This is a genomic window from Thalassospira sp. B30-1, from assembly GCF_015767575.1.
Lineage (GTDB): Bacteria > Pseudomonadota > Alphaproteobacteria > Rhodospirillales > Thalassospiraceae > Thalassospira > Thalassospira xiamenensis.
Map to the genome: position 1 here is coordinate 2,675,919 of NZ_CP065232.1, position 19,695 is coordinate 2,695,613.

Sequence of the window (19,695 nt, forward strand, 5' to 3'; positions counted from 1 at the left end):
CTAATAGCTTAGAGTAATTTGGTACTTTCAGAAGGAAACAGACTCGATCTTCTCCCGCCTTGTGATTATGCTATATAGCAACAAAGCCCCGAAACGAGGGCGATACCGAGCGGGCGCCTCACAATTCAGGGAGACGTCTTTTTCCATGAGCGACTATACGCCACCACTCCATGATCTGCGGTTCCTGATCCACAATGTGATCGGTTTGCAAACCGTTTCGGATATCCCGGCCTTCGCAGAAACCAGTCCGGACCTTGTCGATGCCATTCTTGAAGAAGCAGGTAAACTGGCTTCTGGCGTACTGGCTCCCTTAAACCGTATTGGGGATCAGGAAGGTTCGGTTCTTCAAACTGATGGCCATGTTAGAACTCCGACCGGCTGGAAGGATGCCTATGATAAATTCTGTGAAGGCGGCTGGCAGGGCATAAGCGCCCCGCAGGCCGAGGGCGGCATGGGGTTGCCGTTGCTTTTGGGTGCCGCCGTAGGAGAGCTTTGGCATTCAGCGAATATGGCCTTTGCCCTGTGCCCCATGCTTACCGCCGGCGCCATTGAACTTCTGACCGCACATGGATCGGACGAGCAACGCGCAATTTATCTGTCACGCATGATAAGTGGCGAATGGACCGGCACGATGAACCTTACCGAACCGCAGGCCGGTTCCGACCTTTCAAAGGTTCGCAGCACGGCCGAGCCAGAAGATGACGGTTCGTACCGGATTACCGGACAAAAGATTTTTATCACCTATGGCGATCACGAGATGACAAGCAACATTGTCCATCTTGTGCTTGCCCGGACACCGGATGCGCCAGACGGGATCAAAGGTATATCGCTATTCATTGTGCCGAAGTTCGTTGTGAACGCCGATGGCACACCAGGTGAGCGCAACGATGTGAAATGTGTATCACTCGAACATAAGCTTGGTATTCATGGAAGCCCGACCGCTGTTCTTTCCTTTGGAGACAACGGGGGCGCCAAGGGCTATCTGGTCGGACACAAAGGCCACGGTTTGGCTTGCATGTTCACAATGATGAACAACGCCCGTCTCGCTGTCGGGCAACAGGGCGTCGCGATTTCAGAACGCGCCTATCAGCAAGCTGTATCCTACGCACGTGATCGCAAACAGGGAAAATCTCCGACAACCGGGCAGGATGAAAGCATCATTCATCACGGCGATGTCCAGCGCATGCTGATCCGAATGCGCTCAACCGCCGAAGCCGCCCGCGCGCTTTCACTTTATGCCGCGGCGCAACTTGATATTGCTCACCATCATGAAGACGAAAATGAACGCACGAAGGCGCAAACGCGCGCAAACCTTCTGATCCCAATGGTCAAGGGATGGTCAACGGATCTGGGCGTGGAAAACGCATCCCTTGGCATTCAGGTTCATGGCGGTATGGGCTTTATCGAGGAAACAGGCGCAGCCCAGCATCTGCGTGACGCGAGAATTGCGCCAATTTACGAAGGCACAAATGGCATTCAGGCACTGGATCTGATCGGCCGGAAGCTCCTTCGTGATAACGGAGCCGCGATGCGGTCACTGATTACCGAAATGCGTATGTCTGTATCCAAGCCGCATCTTGATGACAATTTGTCTAAAGCGGCGCGGATGTTCGGCCATGCCATCGATCAACTGGAACAAACCACAGAAGATATCCTCTCCAGGTGCAAAAACTCATCTGGCCTCGCTCAGGCTATCGCCTCCCCCTACCTCCGGCAGACTTCGATTTGTGCGGCAGGTTGGTTAATGTTCCGCTCTTTGGAAAAACTGACCGATAGCGACATTGAAGAGGGCTTTGCCAAAGCAAAGGGCCTAAGCTGTAACTTCTTTTTGGCGCAAATCGTTCCCGAAGCCGATTTCATGGCACAGCAGATCGCCAATACACGACACGAATTGCTGCATGAAACCGCGCCATTATTCTGACACAGCGTTGACGTTGAAATCCCCGAACCTCTTCCGGAACAGATTCTCCAGAAGAGGTTGCTTTCGCCTTTAACGGCAATCGTTTGCAGCATACTCCACCGCAATCAGCCAGCCCCGTCGCGTAACAGTGTAATTGCCGGGATTTACCCCTAATTTCCTGTTTCGGTTTTTGAACGCTTCTCTATAATCCGGCCAATGAATCGTTTAACCCGATATATGCTGAAACAGCAGTTCATCATGATGGTGTTTGTGACACTTGGCTTGCTATGTGTCATTTGGCTGTCGCAAAGCCTGCGTTTCATTGAAATGATTGTGAACCGCGGCCTTTCGGTATCGGTATTTTTGCAGCTAACATCTCTGCTGCTTCCAAGCTTTTTGGCGATTATTTTACCGATCTCGCTCTTTTTCGTTGTAGTTTTCACATATAACAAACTTATTCAGGACCGCGAGTTGATCGTTATGCGATCCGCCGGGTTAAGCCAGTGGGCTCTTGCAAAACCGACACTCATACTAGCATTGCTGACCGCCGCTTTCGGTTATTTCCTGACGCTGTTTTATCTGCCTTACAGCTACCAGCAATTCAAAGAACTGCAGTTCTCAATCCGCAACGATTTCTCATCCGTTTTGCTGCAGGAAGGCAGCTTTACCGACCTTGACGGTCTGACAGTCTATATCCGGGAAGTCGGGCAGGATAACGAGCTACTTGGCATTCTTGTCCATGACGCCAGAGATCCAAACAAACAGGCCACAATGATGGCCAAAAATGGTGCGCTCGTTCGCACGGAAAATGGTCCGCGGATCGTATTGCTTGATGGAAACCGCCAGGAAGTCAACACGAAGGACGGCACGATGTCGATCCTCTATTTTGACCGCTATGCTGTCGATATTGCGCATAATGCAGAAGATCCGGCCCTTCGTTACAAAGAAGCGCGTGAACGAAGCGTATCCAATCTTCTAACAACCATGCCGCCTGATGTTTTGCCGAATGACATTGGCTCATTTCGCGCTGAAGGACATGATCGGCTACTTTCACCGCTATACTCCATCGGCTTTGCAAGCATTGCACTGGCAGTTCTGGTTTCAAGCAGCTTCTCTCGCAGGGGGCAGACCGGGCGCCTTTTATTTGCGATTGCAATTATGATCGTCTTCCAGGTGATCAGCATCACAATGAAGAACCTTGCAGCAAAGAATCCCGACCTTGTCCCCCTTATGTATTTGAATGCGCTTCTTCCAATCGCAGGGGGCCTCTACTGGACATTCCGCGGACCGCAAATCCGTGCGAAGGCAGGAAGCCGGGACGAGGTTCCAGCATGAGAATCTCCCCGACCCTCACCTGGTATTTCGGCAAACATGTTCTGATATCGATTCTGGGAATTCTCGCCCTTTTGATCGGATTGATCCTGATCGGCGATACAATCGAGTTGCTGCGTCGCGCCGGTGGACGCCCAGATGCGACGGTTGGTATCGTGTTTCAAATGGCAACCAGTCGAATTCCATTCATGACAGAGAAGGTCCTGCCGTTTGCTGTCTTGTTCGGATCGATGTTTTCGTTCTGGAAGCTTACTGGCAATCAGGAGCTTGTCGTCACACGTGCAGCAGGTGTTTCTGCCTGGCAATTCCTACTTCCGCCAATCATGTGCGCGATTTTACTAGGCTCCATTCAGGTTATGGCGCTTAATCCGCTATCTTCAATTTTGCTACAAAGATACGAAACGCTCGAGGCCCGATATCTTCAGGGCAACAGCAGTGTCATGAATCTCTCGTCAAACGGATTATGGCTGCGTCAGGGCACGCAGGATGGACAGGCCGTAATATATGCCCGCGAAGTTCGTGGGCAGGCAACAGATAGAGTTGACTTGCGGAACGTCACCGTTTTCCGTTTTCAGAATGCGGATGATTTCACAACCAGAATTGATGCGCAGCGTGCAGTTCTCGAGCCCGGCACATGGCGTTTCTATGACGCATGGACCTTCCATCCGGGACAGGCTAGTGAGTTTTCATCCGAATTGATGTTGCCCACAAATCTGACTGCACGAAAAATCCAGGACAGTTTTGCATCTCCCGAAACGATGTCGTTCTGGGACCTGAAGCCGTTTATCAACCTTCTGGAACGCGCCGGCTTCAACGCAACCCGCCATCGCATCCATTTTCACAGCTTGCTGTCGCGTCCATTGCTGCTTTGCGCAATGGTTCTAATTGCCGCTGCATTCTGTCTTAAATTTTCTCGACGTCGCCGCGCATCTCTTGTTATCGGTGGGGGTGTCGCGACCGGTTTCATTCTTTATTTTTGTACCGATGTCATTTCAGCACTTGGCGTTTCAGGCGGAATCCCGCCCGTCTTGTCGGCTTGGGCACCTGCAGGTATATCTTTGCTATTGGGAGTTTCCACCTTGCTTCATCTGGAGGACGGCTAGCTGAATGGCTCATACAGGGGGAATGATAAAAAGACTGGCAACGGGGACCATCCTGGGCTGTGCATTTGCACTGGCCGGAACGTATTCGATTGCCGCCAAGGCACAGCAGTCCGATGAAGTGACCACTGCAAACGACGAACAGCCCAAGATTCTTTTCAGTGCGGATGAAGTTGACTATAACCGGGAACTTCAAACGGTAACAGCGCGCGGCAATGTCGAAATCTCGCGGGATGGTCGTATTTTGCTGGCCGATACCGTCAGCTATGACAGATCACAGGACGTGCTTACGGCGTCTGGCAATGTCAGTATTACCGAACCAACCGGTGAAGTGACGTTTGCAAGTCATGTCGAACTCTCGGGTGATTTCAAGGAAGGCATTGTTGAAGACATTTATGTTCTTCTTGATGAAAACACTCGAATTGCCGGTACCGGCGCGCGCAGAAGCGGCGGGAATTTTACCGAAATTGCCAAGGCGGTTTACTCTCCTTGCAAGGTTTGCGAAGACGATCCGGAAACACCACCGCTTTGGCGCATCAAAGCAGCCCGTGTTCTTCACGATGCCAAAGAAAAAACCGTGGAATACGAAGATGCCCGACTGGAATTTGCAGGAATTCCGGTTCTTTATTCGCCGTATTTCCAGCATCCTGATCCAACAGTTAAACGTCAATCAGGTTTTTTGGCACCATCTTTTGGTAGCACGAGTTATGTCGGATCGTTCTTCGAATTGCCCTATTACTGGGCTATTGATCAAAGCAAGGATCTAACCCTTCGTCCTATCTACACAACGGACGAAGGCCCGGTTCTCGCCAGTGAGTATCGCCAACGCTTTGACAGCGGTGAAATGGAAGTTGTCAGTAGTGTTACCAGTGACGATACGGACGACTTTCAGGGGCACATTGATGCAAAAGGCCGCTTTGACATCGATAAAACATGGCGGTGGGGATTTGATGCAGAACAGGCTTCTGAAAAGACCTATATGAGCCGATATGGTTTTGGCTCACCATCTGTTTTGACCTCCAACCTGTTTACCGAGGGTTTCAGAGGGGCCAGTTATAGCCGTGTCGACGGCTATTATTTCCAAGGGCTAAAAGCCGAAGATGATCGGGATACGACACCCATCATTTTGCCACACGCACAATTCCACGGTCAAACGGCTCCGGCGAAATATGGCAGTTACACCACCCTTGATTTGGATGCCTTGTCGCTCACCCGGGAAGAAGGGGCGGACTCTCATCGCCTTTCCGCCAAAGCAGGCTGGGCTCTGCCCTATATCGGATCACTTGGGGACGTAACAAAGCTGTCGATGTCCATTCGCACCGACAATTACATGGTTTCGGATGTATCGAGAGACGGTCAACAGGATTACAACGGATATGCAGGCCGAATTCTTCCATTGGTAGCCGTCGACTGGAACATGCCATTTGTGAACAACCAGGGCAGCTACCATCATATCGTCAAACCGATTGTTATGGCCGCATGGTCGCCAAACGGCGGAAACCCGAACGAGATTCCGAATGAAGACTCCCAGTCATTCGAGTTTGATGACATCAATATTTTCTCACATGACAGATATAGCGGTATCGACCGTGCAGAAGACGGTTTTAGAACCAGCTACGGCCTTGAATGGGGGGTCTACGGCGAGGAAGGAGGATATACCAGTGCCATGTTCGGCCAAAGCTATCGCGCCAACAAGGGCGATACCTTTGAAGAAGGCTCTGGCCTCGAAGACCATCTGTCGGATTATGTTGGCAGAGTAACCGCCTCTCCAAACAAATATGTCGACCTGACCTATCGCTTCAGGCTTGATAATGAAGATTTCTCGACACGCCGAAATCAGGTATCAGCAGGTTTGGGTGAAAAGGAAACGTTACGCCTTAATCTGGATTACGTTCACTTTGCAGAAGATGCTGGCAGTGATGAGTTCGGGCAACGAGAAGAATTTTATTTCCGCGCGGAGCGCCAGTTCAGCGAATTCTGGTCGGGGATGGCATATAGTCGCTATGATCTTGATCAGAACGACCCTCTTGAATACGGTTTCGGCTTTGTTTACGAAGACGAATGCTTCGTGTTTGACGGACGGGTCAGAAGAACATTCTACGAAGATCAGGACCTTGGTCAGTCGGATGAGATTCTTTTCCGACTTGTATTCAAAACACTTGGCGAATTTGCGTCAGCAGCCGGATTATAAGGCAGTATAACCTTGCATAGCACCAGACTTTCTCATCTCGTCGCAGCAATTGCTGTCATGCTTTTTGCTGCTGTTTCGATATCGACAGCAAGAGCTCAAAGCACGATCGGCGTCGCAGCTGTCGTCAATGATGCCCCGATTTCGGTGGTCGATCTGGTAGAACGTATCAAGCTTGTCGCTGCCTCTTCCAATATTCCGATGAGCCCGCAACGAAGCCAGGAGATGGCACCACAGATTTTACAGCAGTTGATCAATGAAAAGCTGCAACTGCAGGAATCTGAACGTCGCGGCTTTGAGGTGACGGACGCAGATATTGATCGCGCCAAAACCCTGATTGAGCAAAATTCAGGATTGCCAACGGGTGGGCTTGACCAGTTTCTGGCTCAGAATGGTATCGCACCAGAAACCATAAGAAACCAGATCCGTCCCCAAATTGCATGGCAGAAACTTTTGGGTTCCATGCGTCGCGAAATCGAGATTTCCGATACAGAAATTGATGACAACCTCGAACGTATTCGCAGCAACCAGGGCAAGCCACGTAACAATGTTCAGGAAATTTTCCTGCCTGTCGATAATCCGCAGGACGAAACCAAAGTTTACCAGAATGCCCGCGAGGTAATCCGGGCCCTTGAACAGGGGGCTAATTTCGGCGGCCTGGCGAGACAGTTTTCGGCAAGCTCAAGTGCAGCAAACGGTGGTAACCTTGGCTGGCTTTATTCCGGTGAAATGGCCGGAGAATTGCAGCAGGCCATTAACCAGATGCAGCCGGGCGATGTAAGTGATCCTATCAGAACCATTCGCGGATATTACATCCTGAAACTGCTTGAACGCCGTCGGGGAGATGCCAACGCCCTGACAGATGTCCGGCTTGATCTATATCAGCTCTTTGTTCCGATTGCAGCCAACACGCCTCAAGATGAGGTCAACTCCAAACTTGGTATCCTGCAAAATGCCAAAGAAACTGCCGACAGTTGCCAATCATTGGCAAATGTTGCGGTTGACCTTGGTTCGGACATGAGCGGAAAGACTGAAGGCATATCACCAAACGATCTTGCAGGGCCTGTACGCAATGCCGTCGCAAATCTGGATAAAGGCGGTATTTCCGATCTGATCAAGGTTGATGGCGGTGCCCTGCTTGTCATGGTTTGCGACAAAACCGAAGAAAGTACTCTTCCGGATCGGGAAAGCATCCGCCAACGTATTGAAATGGAACGCCTCGAAATTCTGGCGCGCCGTAAACTGCGTGAATTGCGCCGCAATGCGTTTATCGATATCCGGATGTAATCCGGAAAGGACGCTAGCCGATGAGCAACATCAAGCCGATTGCAATGACACTGGGAGAACCGGGCGGCATCGGCCCGGAGCTCGCCCTCAAGGCGTGGCTGTCGCGCAAAGACCATGTACTGCCTCCATTTTTCATTCTCAGTCCCAAGACAATCATGGATCAAACCATCGAAAGTCTTGGGCTACGGGTAAAAACCAAGGTGATAAACGAGGTCAGCCAAACAGGTAAGTTCTTTGAGGACGCCCTTCCGGTTTTTGAAATTCCCGGCACTGCACAAGATATCGAACATGGAACTGCATCCAGCAAAACCGCATCTATTGTAATAGACAGCATAACCCATGCCGTTAACTTGACGCGATCAGGAACAGCAAGTGCTGTGGTAACCAACCCGATTCAGAAGAGCGCGCTTTATCAAGCCGGGTTCAAACATCCCGGCCATACCGAATTTCTGGCAGAGCTTTCTGGTCCGGGCACCATCCCGGTTATGATGTTGGCCAATAGTCAATTGCGCGTCGTACCGATGACAATCCACATCGCCCTTTCGGAAGTGCCAAAGCAACTTACCCGTGAAATGATCAAACAATTGGTCCGCATCACGTCAAAGTCGTTGCAACGGGATTTTGGTTTGGAAAAACCAAGGCTTGCGATTGCCGGATTAAACCCGCATGCCGGTGAAGATGGATCAATGGGCGACGAAGAAATCAGGATAATGCGCCCTGCCATAAAGGCATTGCAGAATGACGGGTTTGATGTCGTTGGGCCCCTCCCCGCCGATACCATGTTCCATGCCGAGGCACGTGCAAACTACGATGTCGCCCTATGTTCCTATCATGATCAGGCTCTGATTCCGGTCAAAACACTTGATTTCCATGGCGGTGTGAACGTCACGCTAGGATTGCCCTTTATCAGAACGTCCCCTGATCACGGGACGGCTCTTGATATCGCAGGTAAAGGCATCGCACGGCCTGACAGCCTGATCGCGGCCATCAAAATGGCGGCTGAGATGGCACATAAACGAGTAGCCGGCAACGCTGCCTCACAAGGAGCCTGACATCGTGTCAGACCAGAACAACGAAACCACCAGCCTTGCCAATGATGGGCTTCCCCCCTTGCGCGACGTCATTGCAACGCATGAACTGTCCGCGCAGAAGAAGTTTGGCCAGAATTTCCTTTTTGATCTGAACCTGACCGGGCGGATCGCGCGCGCGGCTGCACCACTGGATGACGCAACCGTAATTGAAATCGGTCCAGGCCCCGGTGGTCTGACACGCGCCTTGCTTTATCATGGCGCAAAGAACTTGACGGTTATCGAACGTGATCCCCGTTGCCAACCGGTTCTTGAACAAATCAGCAATCACTATCCGGGGGCGCTTCATGTGATCGATGGGGATGCGCTTGACGTTGATGTTACGTCACTCGGCTCGGCTCCGCGAAAGATTGTCGCCAACCTTCCCTATAACGTGGGCACGCAACTTTTGCTGGGTTGGCTGATGCAGATTGATCAGTTTGCCAGCCTGACCCTGATGTTCCAGAAAGAAGTCGCAGAGCGCGTTGTCGCCGCCCCGAAAAGCAAGGCCTATGGCCGCCTTTCGGTCCTGTGCCAGTATTTATGTGACTGCCAGATACTTTTTGATGTGCACCGTAGTGCCTTCACCCCACCGCCCAAGGTAACCTCAGCTGTCGTTCAACTGCGTCCCAAAACAGATCGCGGCGAAGCTGTAAATCTTGTCAGTCTGGGCAAGATAACACAGGCAGCCTTTGGCCAAAGGCGCAAGATGCTGCGCGCTAGCCTGAAGACATTGAACATGGATGTCGGAATGTTGTTGGAACGTGCACAAATTACAGAGACAGCACGTGCAGAAGAATTAAGTGTAGCCGATTTCGTTCGACTAACACTTGTTCATGACGAAATGGTCGCCTGATTAGGCGGCCATTTCGGATCATCAATCTGTCAAAAGCTTTTTAACGAACCCCGGCAGTTGGGATTGGCGTTCGCGTTTAACGCGTTCTGCACCAATGATATGTTGTACATCGGCAAGACAACGTTCAAGGTCATCATTGATCAGAACATAGTCAAATTCTTCCCAATGGCTGATTTCGGCACCGGCTTTTGCCATACGCTTCATGATCACATCATCAGCATCCTGTCCCCGATCACGAAGACGGCGTTCAAGCTCGGCCGACGAGGGCGGCAGGATGAAGACAGAAACAACATCATCCCCACCCTTCTCGCGTATTTGCCGCGCGCCTTGCCAGTCAATGTCAAACAGAACATCGTGGCCTTCGGAAAGCGCCTTTTCGACCGGGCCGCTAGGCGTGCCATAATAGTTGCCAAACACTTCCGCCCATTCCAGTAATTCATCATCGGCGATCATATGCTTGAAGGCATCAACGGATTTGAAGAAGTAGTGTATCCCCTCTTCCTCGCCCGGACGCGCTGCACGTGTTGTCGCAGAAACCGAAAGAGAAATCTGGCTGTCTTTTTCCAAAATCTGGCGTGTGATCGTGGTTTTCCCTGCCCCTGAAGGGGCACAGAATACCAGCATAACACCACGACGTTTTGCCTGATCCGTCATCGGATTGTCCTTATTCAACGTTCTGAACCTGCTCGCGCAGTTGATCGATTATGACCTTAAGCTCCATACCACAATTGGTCAGTTCGATATCATTCGCCTTGGAACAGAGCGTATTGGCTTCACGATTGAATTCCTGACATTGGAAATCAAGTTTACGGCCAATCGCACCGCCTTTTTGGACCATGTCGCGTGCGGCGATAATATGGGCTTTAAGTCGATCAATTTCCTCCCGAACATCCGCCTTGGTCGCAAGCAAAGCTGCTTCCTGATGAAGCCGTTCGGGATCGAACTTGCCTGTTTCCATCAGCTCATCGATCTGACGCTTGAGCTTTGCCTTGATCGCATCGCTTCGAACGGACGCGCAATTTTCAGCACTCAGGACGGTTTCCTCGATACGATCAATATGACCGCGCAGCATTTCGTCAAGCTTCGCTCCTTCTTCGGCGCGATGGGCTGCCAGTTGATCAAGCGCCTCGCCAAAGCTTTCAAGGATCGCGGCATCCAGATTTTCGCGACTGTCGTCGTCTTCCTGCTGTTCGACCGCTTCGAGAACGCCACGCACATTCATCAAATCTGCAATCGTCCCGGCCGAAAGGCTGCTGGCGCGATCAAATTCCTCGGCTAGCGCAACCAATTCGCCAAGTAAATCGCGGTTAATGCGATAGGCACTGTTTTCCCCGGGGCGGACAACATTTAACGTGACCCCCATATTGCCTCGCTTGAACCGTTTGACGACGGCGTCTCGTACAACAGGCTCCAGACGTTCAAAGCCGCCGCTAAGGCGCGTACGAACGTCCAATCCCTTGCCATTGACACTGCGAAGCTCCCAGGTCCAGCCAAAGCCTTCTGCACCGCCGTCGGTGCGGGCGAACCCGGTCATGCTTGATACGGTCATATTCTTATCCAGTCTGAATTGTCGGTTGCCCGTTTATAACGGTTGTTCCTCGGCGCGCCAAGGATTGTCGTTTGATGATCAATCATCAAGACAGACAGTTATTGCCCGCATTTCATAATGCTGCCCTAATGCTGTCCCATGTTCCGCGCGAACAATTCGGAACACGTCCAACGGGATCACGAGCAACCATGTCACTGCAATACCACGCCATCCTGATTACCGGTGCCAGCTCGGGCATCGGGGCCGCCCTTGCGCGTCACTATGCCCGCACCGGGGTCACCCTGTTTATCAGCGGCCGGGACCAAACACGTTTGAAACTGGTCGAAAATGAATGCCGCGCGGCAGGGGCAAATGTATTTGCCGATGTGCTTGATGTGACCGAACGCGAAACGATGGCTGAATATGTTACCAAATGCGACCAGATTACACCGCTGAGCCTGATTATCGCCAATGCGGGTATTTCAGCCGGAACCGGCAGCGAGGGCGAAGCCCCCGATCAGGTACGCGATATTTTTGCAACCAATGTTGCGGGGGTTCTCAACACGATTGATCCTGCCATCGCCTTCATGTCCGCACGTGGGCACGGCCAGATCGCAATGGTTTCATCGCAGGCATCTTGGCGTGGTCTTCCGTCCGCCCCGGCTTACTGTGCCAGCAAGGCCGCCGTAAGGACGTATGGCGAAGGACTCCGGGGTGCCCTTGCCCCCTTCGGGATAAAGGTGAATGTGATTTGTCCGGGATTTGTCAAAAGCCGCATTACCGATGCCAACGACTTCCCCATGCCATTCTTCATGCAGGCCAACAAGGCAGCAATCAAGATTGATAAAGGCCTGTCGAAGAACAAGGGAATGATCGCGTTTCCCTGGCAAATGAACATTCTGGTTGGTGTTCTGAAAATGGTCCCGCAATCACTGCTGGACATGGCGGCATCGCGTATCCCGCGAAAGGCATCGAAAAGCCAAACGCGCCAAAGACTGGCATCAACTTCCGAACATATACAGCCGCGTCAATAAAACGGGGATAATCAGTTACTTATTGGCGATCCCGGATGCGGCGCCAACGCGCGACATTGCGGTTATGCTCGTCCAAAGTCCGGGCAAAGGCATGACCGCCCGTTCCATCCGCGACGAAATAAACCTCGTCAGTTTCGGCAGGATGCAAAACGGCATAGATCGCGTCACGTCCGGGATTTGTGATCGGTCCCGGTGGTAACCCGGATGACACATAAGTATTGTAGGGACTATCGAATTTCAAATCAGCGCGTGTCAAGGCACGGTCAAGCGGTTTATCCGGGCTGATTGCATAAGCAACCGTCGGATCGGACTGCAAACGCATATTCATTCTGAGCCGATTGACAAAAACCCCCGCAACACGTGGACGTTCCGCCGCAACACCGGTTTCCCGTTCCACAATCGATGCCAGAACAATCGCTTCTTCGATGGTATCATATGGCAGATTGGCTTCTCGTCCCGGCCATAACTGGGTTACCAGCGCATCATGTGCTGCTGCCATACGATCAATGATGCTTTGTTTCGTATCACCGAACGAAAACTGATAGGTCTCTGGCAGAAGCATACCATCAGGCGGAACATCAGAAATTTCACCAATGAGCCCATCTACAAGATTGATACGGGTGACGATCTCGCTTGAGCGAAGCCCTTCAGGGATCGTCACAAACCGTTTTACAGTATCACCGGTCGCAAGAATTTCTGCGGCCTGTTTGGGGCTGACACGCGCAGGAAAATGATATTCTCCTGCGCGCAATGCCCGATCAAGCCCGGCGATGCGGACGCCAAGCAGAAACACAAGCGGTTCCTGAATAATATTTTGGCGGCGAAAGATGTCCGCAATCCCGCGAACACCGGTACCCTGCGGAATGACAATATCACTGCCCTGTGCCAGCTTGCTGGGCGATGTATACTGCACATAAACATACACCGCCGCCCCACCAATGGTGAGCGCGGCGGTGATGCATAAAAAGCCAAGAACAAGCAGAAAACGCTTCAAGGGGTTTCCCTCTGTCAGGTTGAATCTGCTGTCTTAAACGCCTTTGAAGACCAGCGAAGCATTGGTACCGCCAAAGCCGAACGAGTTCGACAGGGCGACATTGACCTTGCGTTTCTTCGCTTCAAGCGGAACCAGATCAATTCCGAGGCAAGCTTCGGAAGGATTACGCAGGTTAAGGGTCGGCGGAACAATACCTTCATGGATTGCAAGGATCGAGAACACAGCCTCGATCGCACCTGCTGCGCCAAGAAGATGGCCGGTTGCCGATTTGGTCGAGGACATCGAAAGTTTCGATACCGAATCCCCGAACAGACGTTTTACCGCACCGAGTTCGATTTCATCACCCAACGGAGTCGACGTACCATGTGCGTTCACATAATCGACGTCTTCCGGGTTAACGCCCGCATTGCGAAGGGCATTGCGCATCGAACGGAAACCACCATTGCCGTCTTCGGCAGGTGCCGTGATGTGATAAGCGTCACCCGACATGCCATAACCGGCAACTTCGGCATAGATTCTAGCGCCACGGGCTTTGGCGTGCTCGTATTCTTCAAGCACCACACAACCGGCACCTTCCCCCATGACAAAACCGTCACGGCCCTGATCCCAGGGGCGCGATGCTTCGGTCGGGGTATCGTTGTAACCGGTGGACAAGGCACGCGCCGCAGCAAAGCCCGCCATACCCAACCGGCAAACAGCGGCTTCAGCCCCCCCGGCAACCATAACATCGGCATCGCCCAGCATGATCATGCGCGATGCGTCGCCAATGGCGTGCGCACCGGTTGAACATGCCGTAACGACAGCATGGTTAGGACCTTTAAGGCCATGTTTGATCGAAACCTGGCCGGAAACCAGATTGATCAGGCAGGACGGAATGAAAAATGGGCTGACACGGCGGGTTTTGCCGTTATTCACCAGCTCCGTGGCTTCGGAGATCTTCGGCAAACCACCAATACCCGAACCGATCAAAACACCAGTATTTTCCTGGTCTTCATCAGTTTCGGGCTTCCAGCCGGAATCGGCCAGTGCCTGATCGGCAGCGGCAACACCATAGACGATGAAATCGTCCATTTTTTTCATGTCTTTGATCGAGACATGATCTTCCGCGTTGAAAAGTCCGTCACCCACACCGCGCGGCACAAGGCCAGCGATCTTGGCCGGGATATCGGACACATCGAAAGTGTCGATGCTTTTGATTCCGGATTGGCCGTCCAGCAATTTCTGCCAGGTGTTCTGTGCGCCGCTGGCAAGCGGAGTAACAGCACCAATACCGGTAACAACTACGCGTCTCATCCCGCACTACGCCTTTATTTTATGAATACAGCAAAGACGAAAAGGGCGCCTGAGGATGCCCTCTGGCGCCCATGTCTCACGGCAAGATTAGCCGTTCGCCTTTTCGATGAAGTCGATCGCGTCTTTAACGGTCAGAATTTTTTCTGCTGCGTCATCAGGAATTTCGCAACCAAATTCTTCTTCAAACGCCATGACCAGCTCGACAGTGTCCAGGCTGTCGGCGCCCAGATCGTCGATGAAGCTTGCGTTTTCGGTGACCTTGTCTTCCTCGACACCGAGGTGCTCGACAACGATCTTCTTCACGCGATCTGCGACATCACTCATAGCTCAAATCCTTCAATAGGTTTTCTGTCAGTTGGTTTTGATTGGTTCTTCGCGCCTTCCCCCTATTGAAGGAATTTGCGAGGACCGGAATCCGACAACCGCAATTGCCGGTTTCGTGATTTTCTATAGCGGCCTCTTTTAAACAGAAAAGCAAGCAACCCGCAACGGGTTAAATCATCGCCATTCCGCCATTCACATGCAAGGTCTGCCCCGTGACATAAGCGGCTTCGTCGCTTGCCAGATACAGAACCGCTGCTGCGATCTCTTTGCTTTCCCCCATGCGCCCGGCAGGAACATTGGTCAGAAGCTTTTCTTTCTGTCCGTCATCAAGCTCGTCAGTCATCGCCGTGGTAATGAACCCCGGTGCAACACAGTTAACAGTAATTCCGCGCGATGCAACTTCCTGTGCCAAGGATTTTGACCATCCGATCATTCCGGCCTTCGCTGCCGAATAGTTGGTCTGGCCCGGATTCCCTGTCACACCAACGATCGAGGTAATATTGATAATACGGCCATGACGGCGTTTCATCATCCCGCGCAACGAGTTCCGCGCAAGCTTGAAAGCAGCCGTCAAGTTCACATCGAGAACCGCCTGCCAGTCTTCGTCTTTCATGCGCATCGCGAGCTGATCACGGGTAATACCAGCATTATTGACCAGAATGTCAAGCTGACCGCCAAGGGCTTCTTCGGCATCCTTGATCAGACCGGCAACCGATTCCGGGTCAGAAAGGTTACCCGGAACGACAACAGCATTTTCACCAATTTCCGCAGCAACAGCCTGAAGGCGTTCTACGCGCGTGCCCGAAAGAGCAACCTTTGCACCGGCCGCAGCCAGAATTTTGGCAATTTCACCGCCGATACCACCAGTCGCGCCGGTTACAAGTGCGGTCTTGCCTGCAAGATCAAACATCAATCTATCCCTTTGGGTTCGTCTGTTTCGAGCAACGCTTAAAGCGTGCCGAGGAAGCTTTCGATATCGGCCGGGCCGTTAACGGCCAAACCGGTAAGATCACGGTCGATACGGCGAACCATACCACTCAAAACTTTTACCCGCGCCCAGCTCCACCAGATCGGTGATACCCTGCTCTTTCATATAAAGAACAGACTCACGCCAGCGCACGGTTCCGCAAACCTGCTCCACAAGGAGTTTACGAATGGTTTCCGGATCAGCAGTTTTTTCCGCAATCACGTTTGCGACAACCGGTTTACCGGGGGCATTCATCGCCACAGACGCCAGTGCTTCGGCCATACGGTCTGCAGCCGGTTGCATCAACGGGCAATGGAACGGTGCCGATACCGGCAGCAAAATAGCGCGTTTTGCACCCTTTTCCTTGGCTATCTCGATCGCGCGCTCAACGGCCGCCTTATGGCCCGAAACAACAACCTGTCCGTCGGCATTGTCATTTGCAGCGGTACAGACATCACCTTGCGCAGCTTCTTCGGCAACAGCAACGGCGTCGACATAGTTAAGCCCAAGAAGAGCTGCCATCGCGCCGACACCAACCGGCACAGCGGCCTGCATCGCCTGCCCGCGAATTTTCAGAAGGCGAGCTGCATCTGCAATCCCAAAGGTGCCTGCAGCTGCAAGGGCCGAATATTCACCCAGCGAATGGCCCGCAACCAGATCACATTTATCTGCAAGCTTGAAACCGCCTTCGGATTCAAGAACACGGGTAACCGCAAGACTGACAGCCATCAGAGCAGGCTGCGCATTCTCCGTCAGCGTCAATTCGTTTTCAGGACCTTCGAACATCAGGGTGCTGAGTTTCTGCGAAAGAGCGTCATCAACTTCCTGAAAAACTTCGCGGGCAACCGGAAATGCATCTGCCAGTTCCTTGCCCATACCTACCGCTTGCGACCCCTGACCGGGGAAAACGAATGCGCGTGTCATTATGTGTAATTTACCCTTGTCTGCTTTCGTAAGGACCCGGTTCGGTCAGATCCCTTTTTTCGAGCTAACCTTGATACTGCCCGCAAGCCCTGTGTCAAGAACAGACGACATTGTCATGCGACTTTCCGTCGCTTTGTTGCCCGAAAGGTAACAGACTTGCCAAACGCCGAAAACAAAACCTTGTTGCGCAGTGCAACGTGGCCTGTTTGCTTCCGGCGCGTTCTTGCCCGCAAAGCATCAAGCATCCAACCTGATATATACAAGTGCTATTCAATTCTGCACTGAATGACACAAAAGGCCGGTTTTCTGCGGTTTACCACTATTAAAGAACGATCAATACCCATACCGTTCATGATGGCAGGTTTCGCGCGGTTTTCAGCAGAAGTTTGATGGGGCATTTACGGTTGCATGCCCTGTGGAAAAGTGTATATTCCGCCGTCTCACGGCTCCTTGCCGGGGTTGCCCGGCTATGCCTGCATGGCACGAGGTCATGCGAGGAAGAGACAAGCCAAAAGGAGTAATAGGAGTATTATGAATAAGTACGAGAGCGTGTTTATCGCACGTCAGGACTTCTCGACCGCACAGGTCGAAGCCCTGAATGAAAAACTGGCCCAGACCGTTGAAGGTCTTGGTGGCAAAATTGCCAAAACCGAATATTGGGGCCTGCGTTCCCTGACATACCGTGTCAAGAAGAACCGCAAAGGTCACTATACTCTCTTCCAGATCGAAGCCGACAACGCCACGATCGCGGAATACGAGCGTCAGATGCGCCTGAACGAGGACGTTCTGCGTCAGATGACTGTCAAGGTTGAAGAGTTCGAAGAAGAACAGTCAGCCATTCTGCGTAACCGCGACGAGCGCGGCGGCCGTGGCGGTAATCGCCGTGGCGGTCCCCGTCAGCACGGCTAACAGATAGCGAGGAGAATTTATTATGGCTGGACGTCGTCTGTTTTTCCGTCGCCGCAAAACCTGCCCGTTCTCGGGTGCGGATGCGCCGAAGATTGACTACAAAGATGTCAAACTGCTGCAGCGTTTCGTTTCCGAACGCGGCAAAATCGTTCCGAGCCGTATCACTGCGGTTTCGGCCAAGAAACAGCGCGAACTGGCGAAAGCCATTAAACGTGCCCGTTTCCTGGCGCTGCTGCCGTATTCAGATCAGGTCTGAGGCAGTCGGCAAGAGACCCTCTTGCGGTCTCGGGCCTGGAGTAACTGATGTCGCGTAACATTTTAATGGCAGTCGGTGCAGGTTTGGGCAGTTCTGTCCTGTTCCTGCTTGTATTGTCAGGTAATCCGCTGGCTCTGTTGCTTTCATATTTCGGGCACCTGCCACTTTTTCTTATCGGATTGTGGCAAGGTCCAAAACGCCTGCTGGTTGCGGCAATTGCCGCATGTAGTGCCCTTGTTCTACTGGGGGGACTGCTGCCTTTCACGGTCTTTATGGTCGTGTTTGCCGGACCGGCGATGTTGTTGACCCGCATGGCGCTGGTCATCCGCAAGGACGAAACCGGGAAACCGGGCTTTGTTCCGACCGGAATAGTGGTAAGCGCCATGGCCGTCATGATTGCAATGGTGATGATTGTCATCACCGGCAGCGTAACGGCGGAAGGTTTGGACATCCAGGAATTCATTTCGCAGTTCCTGGGTCAGATGTATTCAGAAATGGGGGTCCCTATGACGCCCGAACTTCAGAATATCATCGACATGTTCCAAACGTATTTCCCGGCGATTGTGGCGGTAAGCTGGCTTCTTATGCTGTTTGCCAATGCTGCGATCGCACAGGCAATTCTGGTGCGGTCCGGTCGCAATTTGCGTCCGTCGCCCGATCTGGCCTCGATGGCCTTGCCTGGATGGTCACTGTTTGCGTTCGCCCTGGCTGGATTTCTGGTCGGCTTTGCCGATGGATCTTTGGCCTATGTGGCGCGAAACGTCGCGGTGGTGCTGGCAGTGCCGTTCCTGATGCAGGGATTGGCACTGGTGCACGGGCAGGCAGCCCGTTGGCCGCAAAAACGTATGATACTGACGGTATTCTATATCGTCGCGGTTCTGTCCACATGGTCGTTTATCGCGATCACCGGACTTGGAATTGTTGAGCATTTAATCAGGCTGCGGGGGAAACAACCGATGACCCGCAGCAATGAGGAGGATCGGTGATGGAAGTTATTCTGCTCCAGCGGGTAGAAAAACTCGGTCAGATGGGTGACGTAGTCACCGTCAAGCCGGGCCATGCCCGCAACCGTTTGCTTCCGAAGGGCATGGCCCTTCGCGCAAACAAAGCAAATCTGGCAGTTTTCGAAGCTAAAAAAGCACAGCTCGAAGCTGACAACCTTGACCGCCGCAAAGAAGCCGAAGCGGTTGCCGAGAACATGGGCGACGTTGCTGTCACCCTCGTTCGTCAGGCATCCGATGTTGGTCACCTTTACGGTTCGGTTACCGCACGTGATATCTCGAACGCGGTTACCGAAGCAGGCTTTACCGTTGCGCGCACCCAGGTCGTTCTTGATCAGCCGATCAAGACCCTTGGTCTGCACCAGGTCAAAATCAACCTGCACCCGGAAGTTTCCGTTGAAGTGACCGCCAACGTCGCACGTTCCGAAGAAGATGCCGTCGAGCAGCTTCGTAAGGGCGGCGCCGTTCTGGGCACCATCGACGAAATGGAAGCCGAAGAAGCTCTGGAAGCTGCTGAAGAACTCTTCGAAGAAGACGTTCCGGAAGACTTTGCTGACGAAGCTGAAGGCGAAGAAGAAGCCAACGTTTAATCGTTGCCTTTCATTCAAAGCCAGTTTGGAAACGGCGTATCCGCAAGGATGCGCCGTTTTCTTATGGTTTTGTAATATATTTCAGCTTTTTACACCGAAGGCGACCTCTGCGCTTGCGGAATACCGGCTATGAGTTATACCGATT

The 19,695-nt window shown here is 52.4% G+C and carries 18 protein-coding genes and 1 pseudogene; 12 read left to right on the plus strand and 7 right to left on the minus strand.

What is annotated here, in order from left to right; translation table 11 throughout:
- Window positions 1–145 precede the first annotated feature (145 nt).
- From IT971_RS12910 to rsmA, 7 genes are all read left to right on the plus strand, one after another.
- Window positions 146–1,921: an acyl-CoA dehydrogenase gene (locus IT971_RS12910; protein WP_063095654.1), complete on the plus strand. Its 1,776-nt coding sequence runs from the start codon at window positions 146–148 to the stop codon at window positions 1,919–1,921.
- 195 nt (window positions 1,922–2,116) lie between these two features.
- Window positions 2,117–3,235 carry an LPS export ABC transporter permease LptF gene (gene lptF / locus IT971_RS12915; protein ID WP_223305145.1) on the plus strand — a complete coding sequence of 373 codons (1,119 nt, stop codon included), beginning with the start codon at window positions 2,117–2,119 and terminating at the stop codon, window positions 3,233–3,235.
- On the plus strand, window positions 3,232–4,335 hold the full coding sequence (lptG, locus tag IT971_RS12920; protein WP_063095650.1) for an LPS export ABC transporter permease LptG: 1,104 nt from the start codon (window positions 3,232–3,234) through the stop codon (window positions 4,333–4,335). The genes lptF and lptG overlap by 4 nt, the downstream gene beginning before the upstream one ends.
- 4 nt (window positions 4,336–4,339) lie before the next feature.
- A complete protein-coding gene (locus IT971_RS12925; RefSeq protein WP_223305147.1) occupies window positions 4,340–6,523 on the plus strand; it encodes an LPS-assembly protein LptD in 2,184 nt (727 codons plus the stop codon).
- Between the two features lie 12 nt (window positions 6,524–6,535).
- A complete protein-coding gene (locus tag IT971_RS12930; RefSeq protein ID WP_223305149.1) occupies window positions 6,536–7,807 on the plus strand; it encodes a peptidylprolyl isomerase in 1,272 nt (423 codons plus the stop codon).
- A gap of 20 nt (window positions 7,808–7,827) precedes the next feature.
- Entirely contained in the window at window positions 7,828–8,859 is a 1,032-nt protein-coding gene (gene pdxA / locus IT971_RS12935) for a 4-hydroxythreonine-4-phosphate dehydrogenase PdxA (RefSeq protein ID WP_063095644.1), read from the plus strand.
- A gap of 4 nt (window positions 8,860–8,863) precedes the next feature.
- Window positions 8,864–9,730 carry a 16S rRNA (adenine(1518)-N(6)/adenine(1519)-N(6))-dimethyltransferase RsmA gene (rsmA, locus tag IT971_RS12940; protein WP_063095642.1) on the plus strand — a complete coding sequence of 289 codons (867 nt, stop codon included), beginning with the start codon at window positions 8,864–8,866 and terminating at the stop codon, window positions 9,728–9,730.
- 21 nt (window positions 9,731–9,751) lie between these two features.
- On the opposite strand, the gene gmk is transcribed toward rsmA, so the two are convergent.
- Together gmk and IT971_RS12950 are read right to left on the minus strand one after the other, a co-directional pair.
- Entirely contained in the window at window positions 9,752–10,384 is a 633-nt protein-coding gene (gene gmk, locus IT971_RS12945) for a guanylate kinase (protein WP_063095640.1), read from the minus strand.
- Between the two features lie 10 nt (window positions 10,385–10,394).
- Complete coding sequence (locus IT971_RS12950) at window positions 10,395–11,279, minus strand: YicC/YloC family endoribonuclease (RefSeq protein WP_063095638.1); 885 nt, start codon at window positions 11,277–11,279, stop codon at window positions 10,395–10,397.
- A gap of 188 nt (window positions 11,280–11,467) precedes the next feature.
- Here IT971_RS12950 and IT971_RS12955 point away from each other — a divergent pair, with 188 nt between their 5' ends.
- A complete protein-coding gene (locus IT971_RS12955; protein WP_063095636.1) occupies window positions 11,468–12,292 on the plus strand; it encodes an SDR family oxidoreductase in 825 nt (274 codons plus the stop codon).
- Between the two features lie 19 nt (window positions 12,293–12,311).
- On the opposite strand, the gene mltG is transcribed toward IT971_RS12955, so the two are convergent.
- The 5 genes and pseudogenes from mltG to fabD form a co-directional block, all read right to left on the minus strand.
- A complete protein-coding gene (gene mltG, locus IT971_RS12960) occupies window positions 12,312–13,286 on the minus strand; it encodes an endolytic transglycosylase MltG (protein ID WP_063095634.1) in 975 nt (324 codons plus the stop codon).
- Between the two features lie 33 nt (window positions 13,287–13,319).
- Window positions 13,320–14,579: a beta-ketoacyl-ACP synthase II gene (fabF, locus tag IT971_RS12965; RefSeq protein ID WP_037990093.1), complete on the minus strand. Its 1,260-nt coding sequence runs from the start codon at window positions 14,577–14,579 to the stop codon at window positions 13,320–13,322.
- Between the two features lie 87 nt (window positions 14,580–14,666).
- Window positions 14,667–14,903, minus strand: a complete 237-nt coding sequence (locus tag IT971_RS12970; RefSeq protein WP_007090351.1) for an acyl carrier protein — start codon at window positions 14,901–14,903, stop codon at window positions 14,667–14,669.
- A gap of 169 nt (window positions 14,904–15,072) precedes the next feature.
- Entirely contained in the window at window positions 15,073–15,813 is a 741-nt protein-coding gene (gene fabG / locus IT971_RS12975; protein WP_063095632.1) for a 3-oxoacyl-[acyl-carrier-protein] reductase, read from the minus strand.
- Window positions 15,814–15,851: 38 nt separating this feature from the next.
- Window positions 15,852–16,794 (minus strand): annotated as a pseudogene (gene fabD / locus IT971_RS12980) (ACP S-malonyltransferase).
- 531 nt (window positions 16,795–17,325) lie between these two features.
- Here fabD and rpsF point away from each other — a divergent pair.
- From rpsF to rplI, 4 genes are read left to right on the plus strand one after another with little or no spacing between them, the layout of a single operon-like run.
- Window positions 17,326–17,703 carry a 30S ribosomal protein S6 gene (gene rpsF / locus IT971_RS12985; RefSeq protein ID WP_007090354.1) on the plus strand — a complete coding sequence of 126 codons (378 nt, stop codon included), beginning with the start codon at window positions 17,326–17,328 and terminating at the stop codon, window positions 17,701–17,703.
- 22 nt (window positions 17,704–17,725) lie between these two features.
- On the plus strand, window positions 17,726–17,959 hold the full coding sequence (rpsR, locus tag IT971_RS12990; protein WP_007090355.1) for a 30S ribosomal protein S18: 234 nt from the start codon (window positions 17,726–17,728) through the stop codon (window positions 17,957–17,959).
- 47 nt (window positions 17,960–18,006) lie between these two features.
- Window positions 18,007–18,945, plus strand: coding sequence for a DUF2232 domain-containing protein (locus tag IT971_RS12995; protein ID WP_037990085.1), 939 nt, complete (start codon window positions 18,007–18,009; stop codon window positions 18,943–18,945).
- Complete coding sequence (gene rplI / locus IT971_RS13000; RefSeq protein ID WP_007090357.1) at window positions 18,945–19,550, plus strand: 50S ribosomal protein L9; 606 nt, start codon at window positions 18,945–18,947, stop codon at window positions 19,548–19,550. The genes IT971_RS12995 and rplI overlap by 1 nt, the downstream gene beginning before the upstream one ends.
- The last annotated feature ends 145 nt before the right edge of the window (window positions 19,551–19,695 follow it).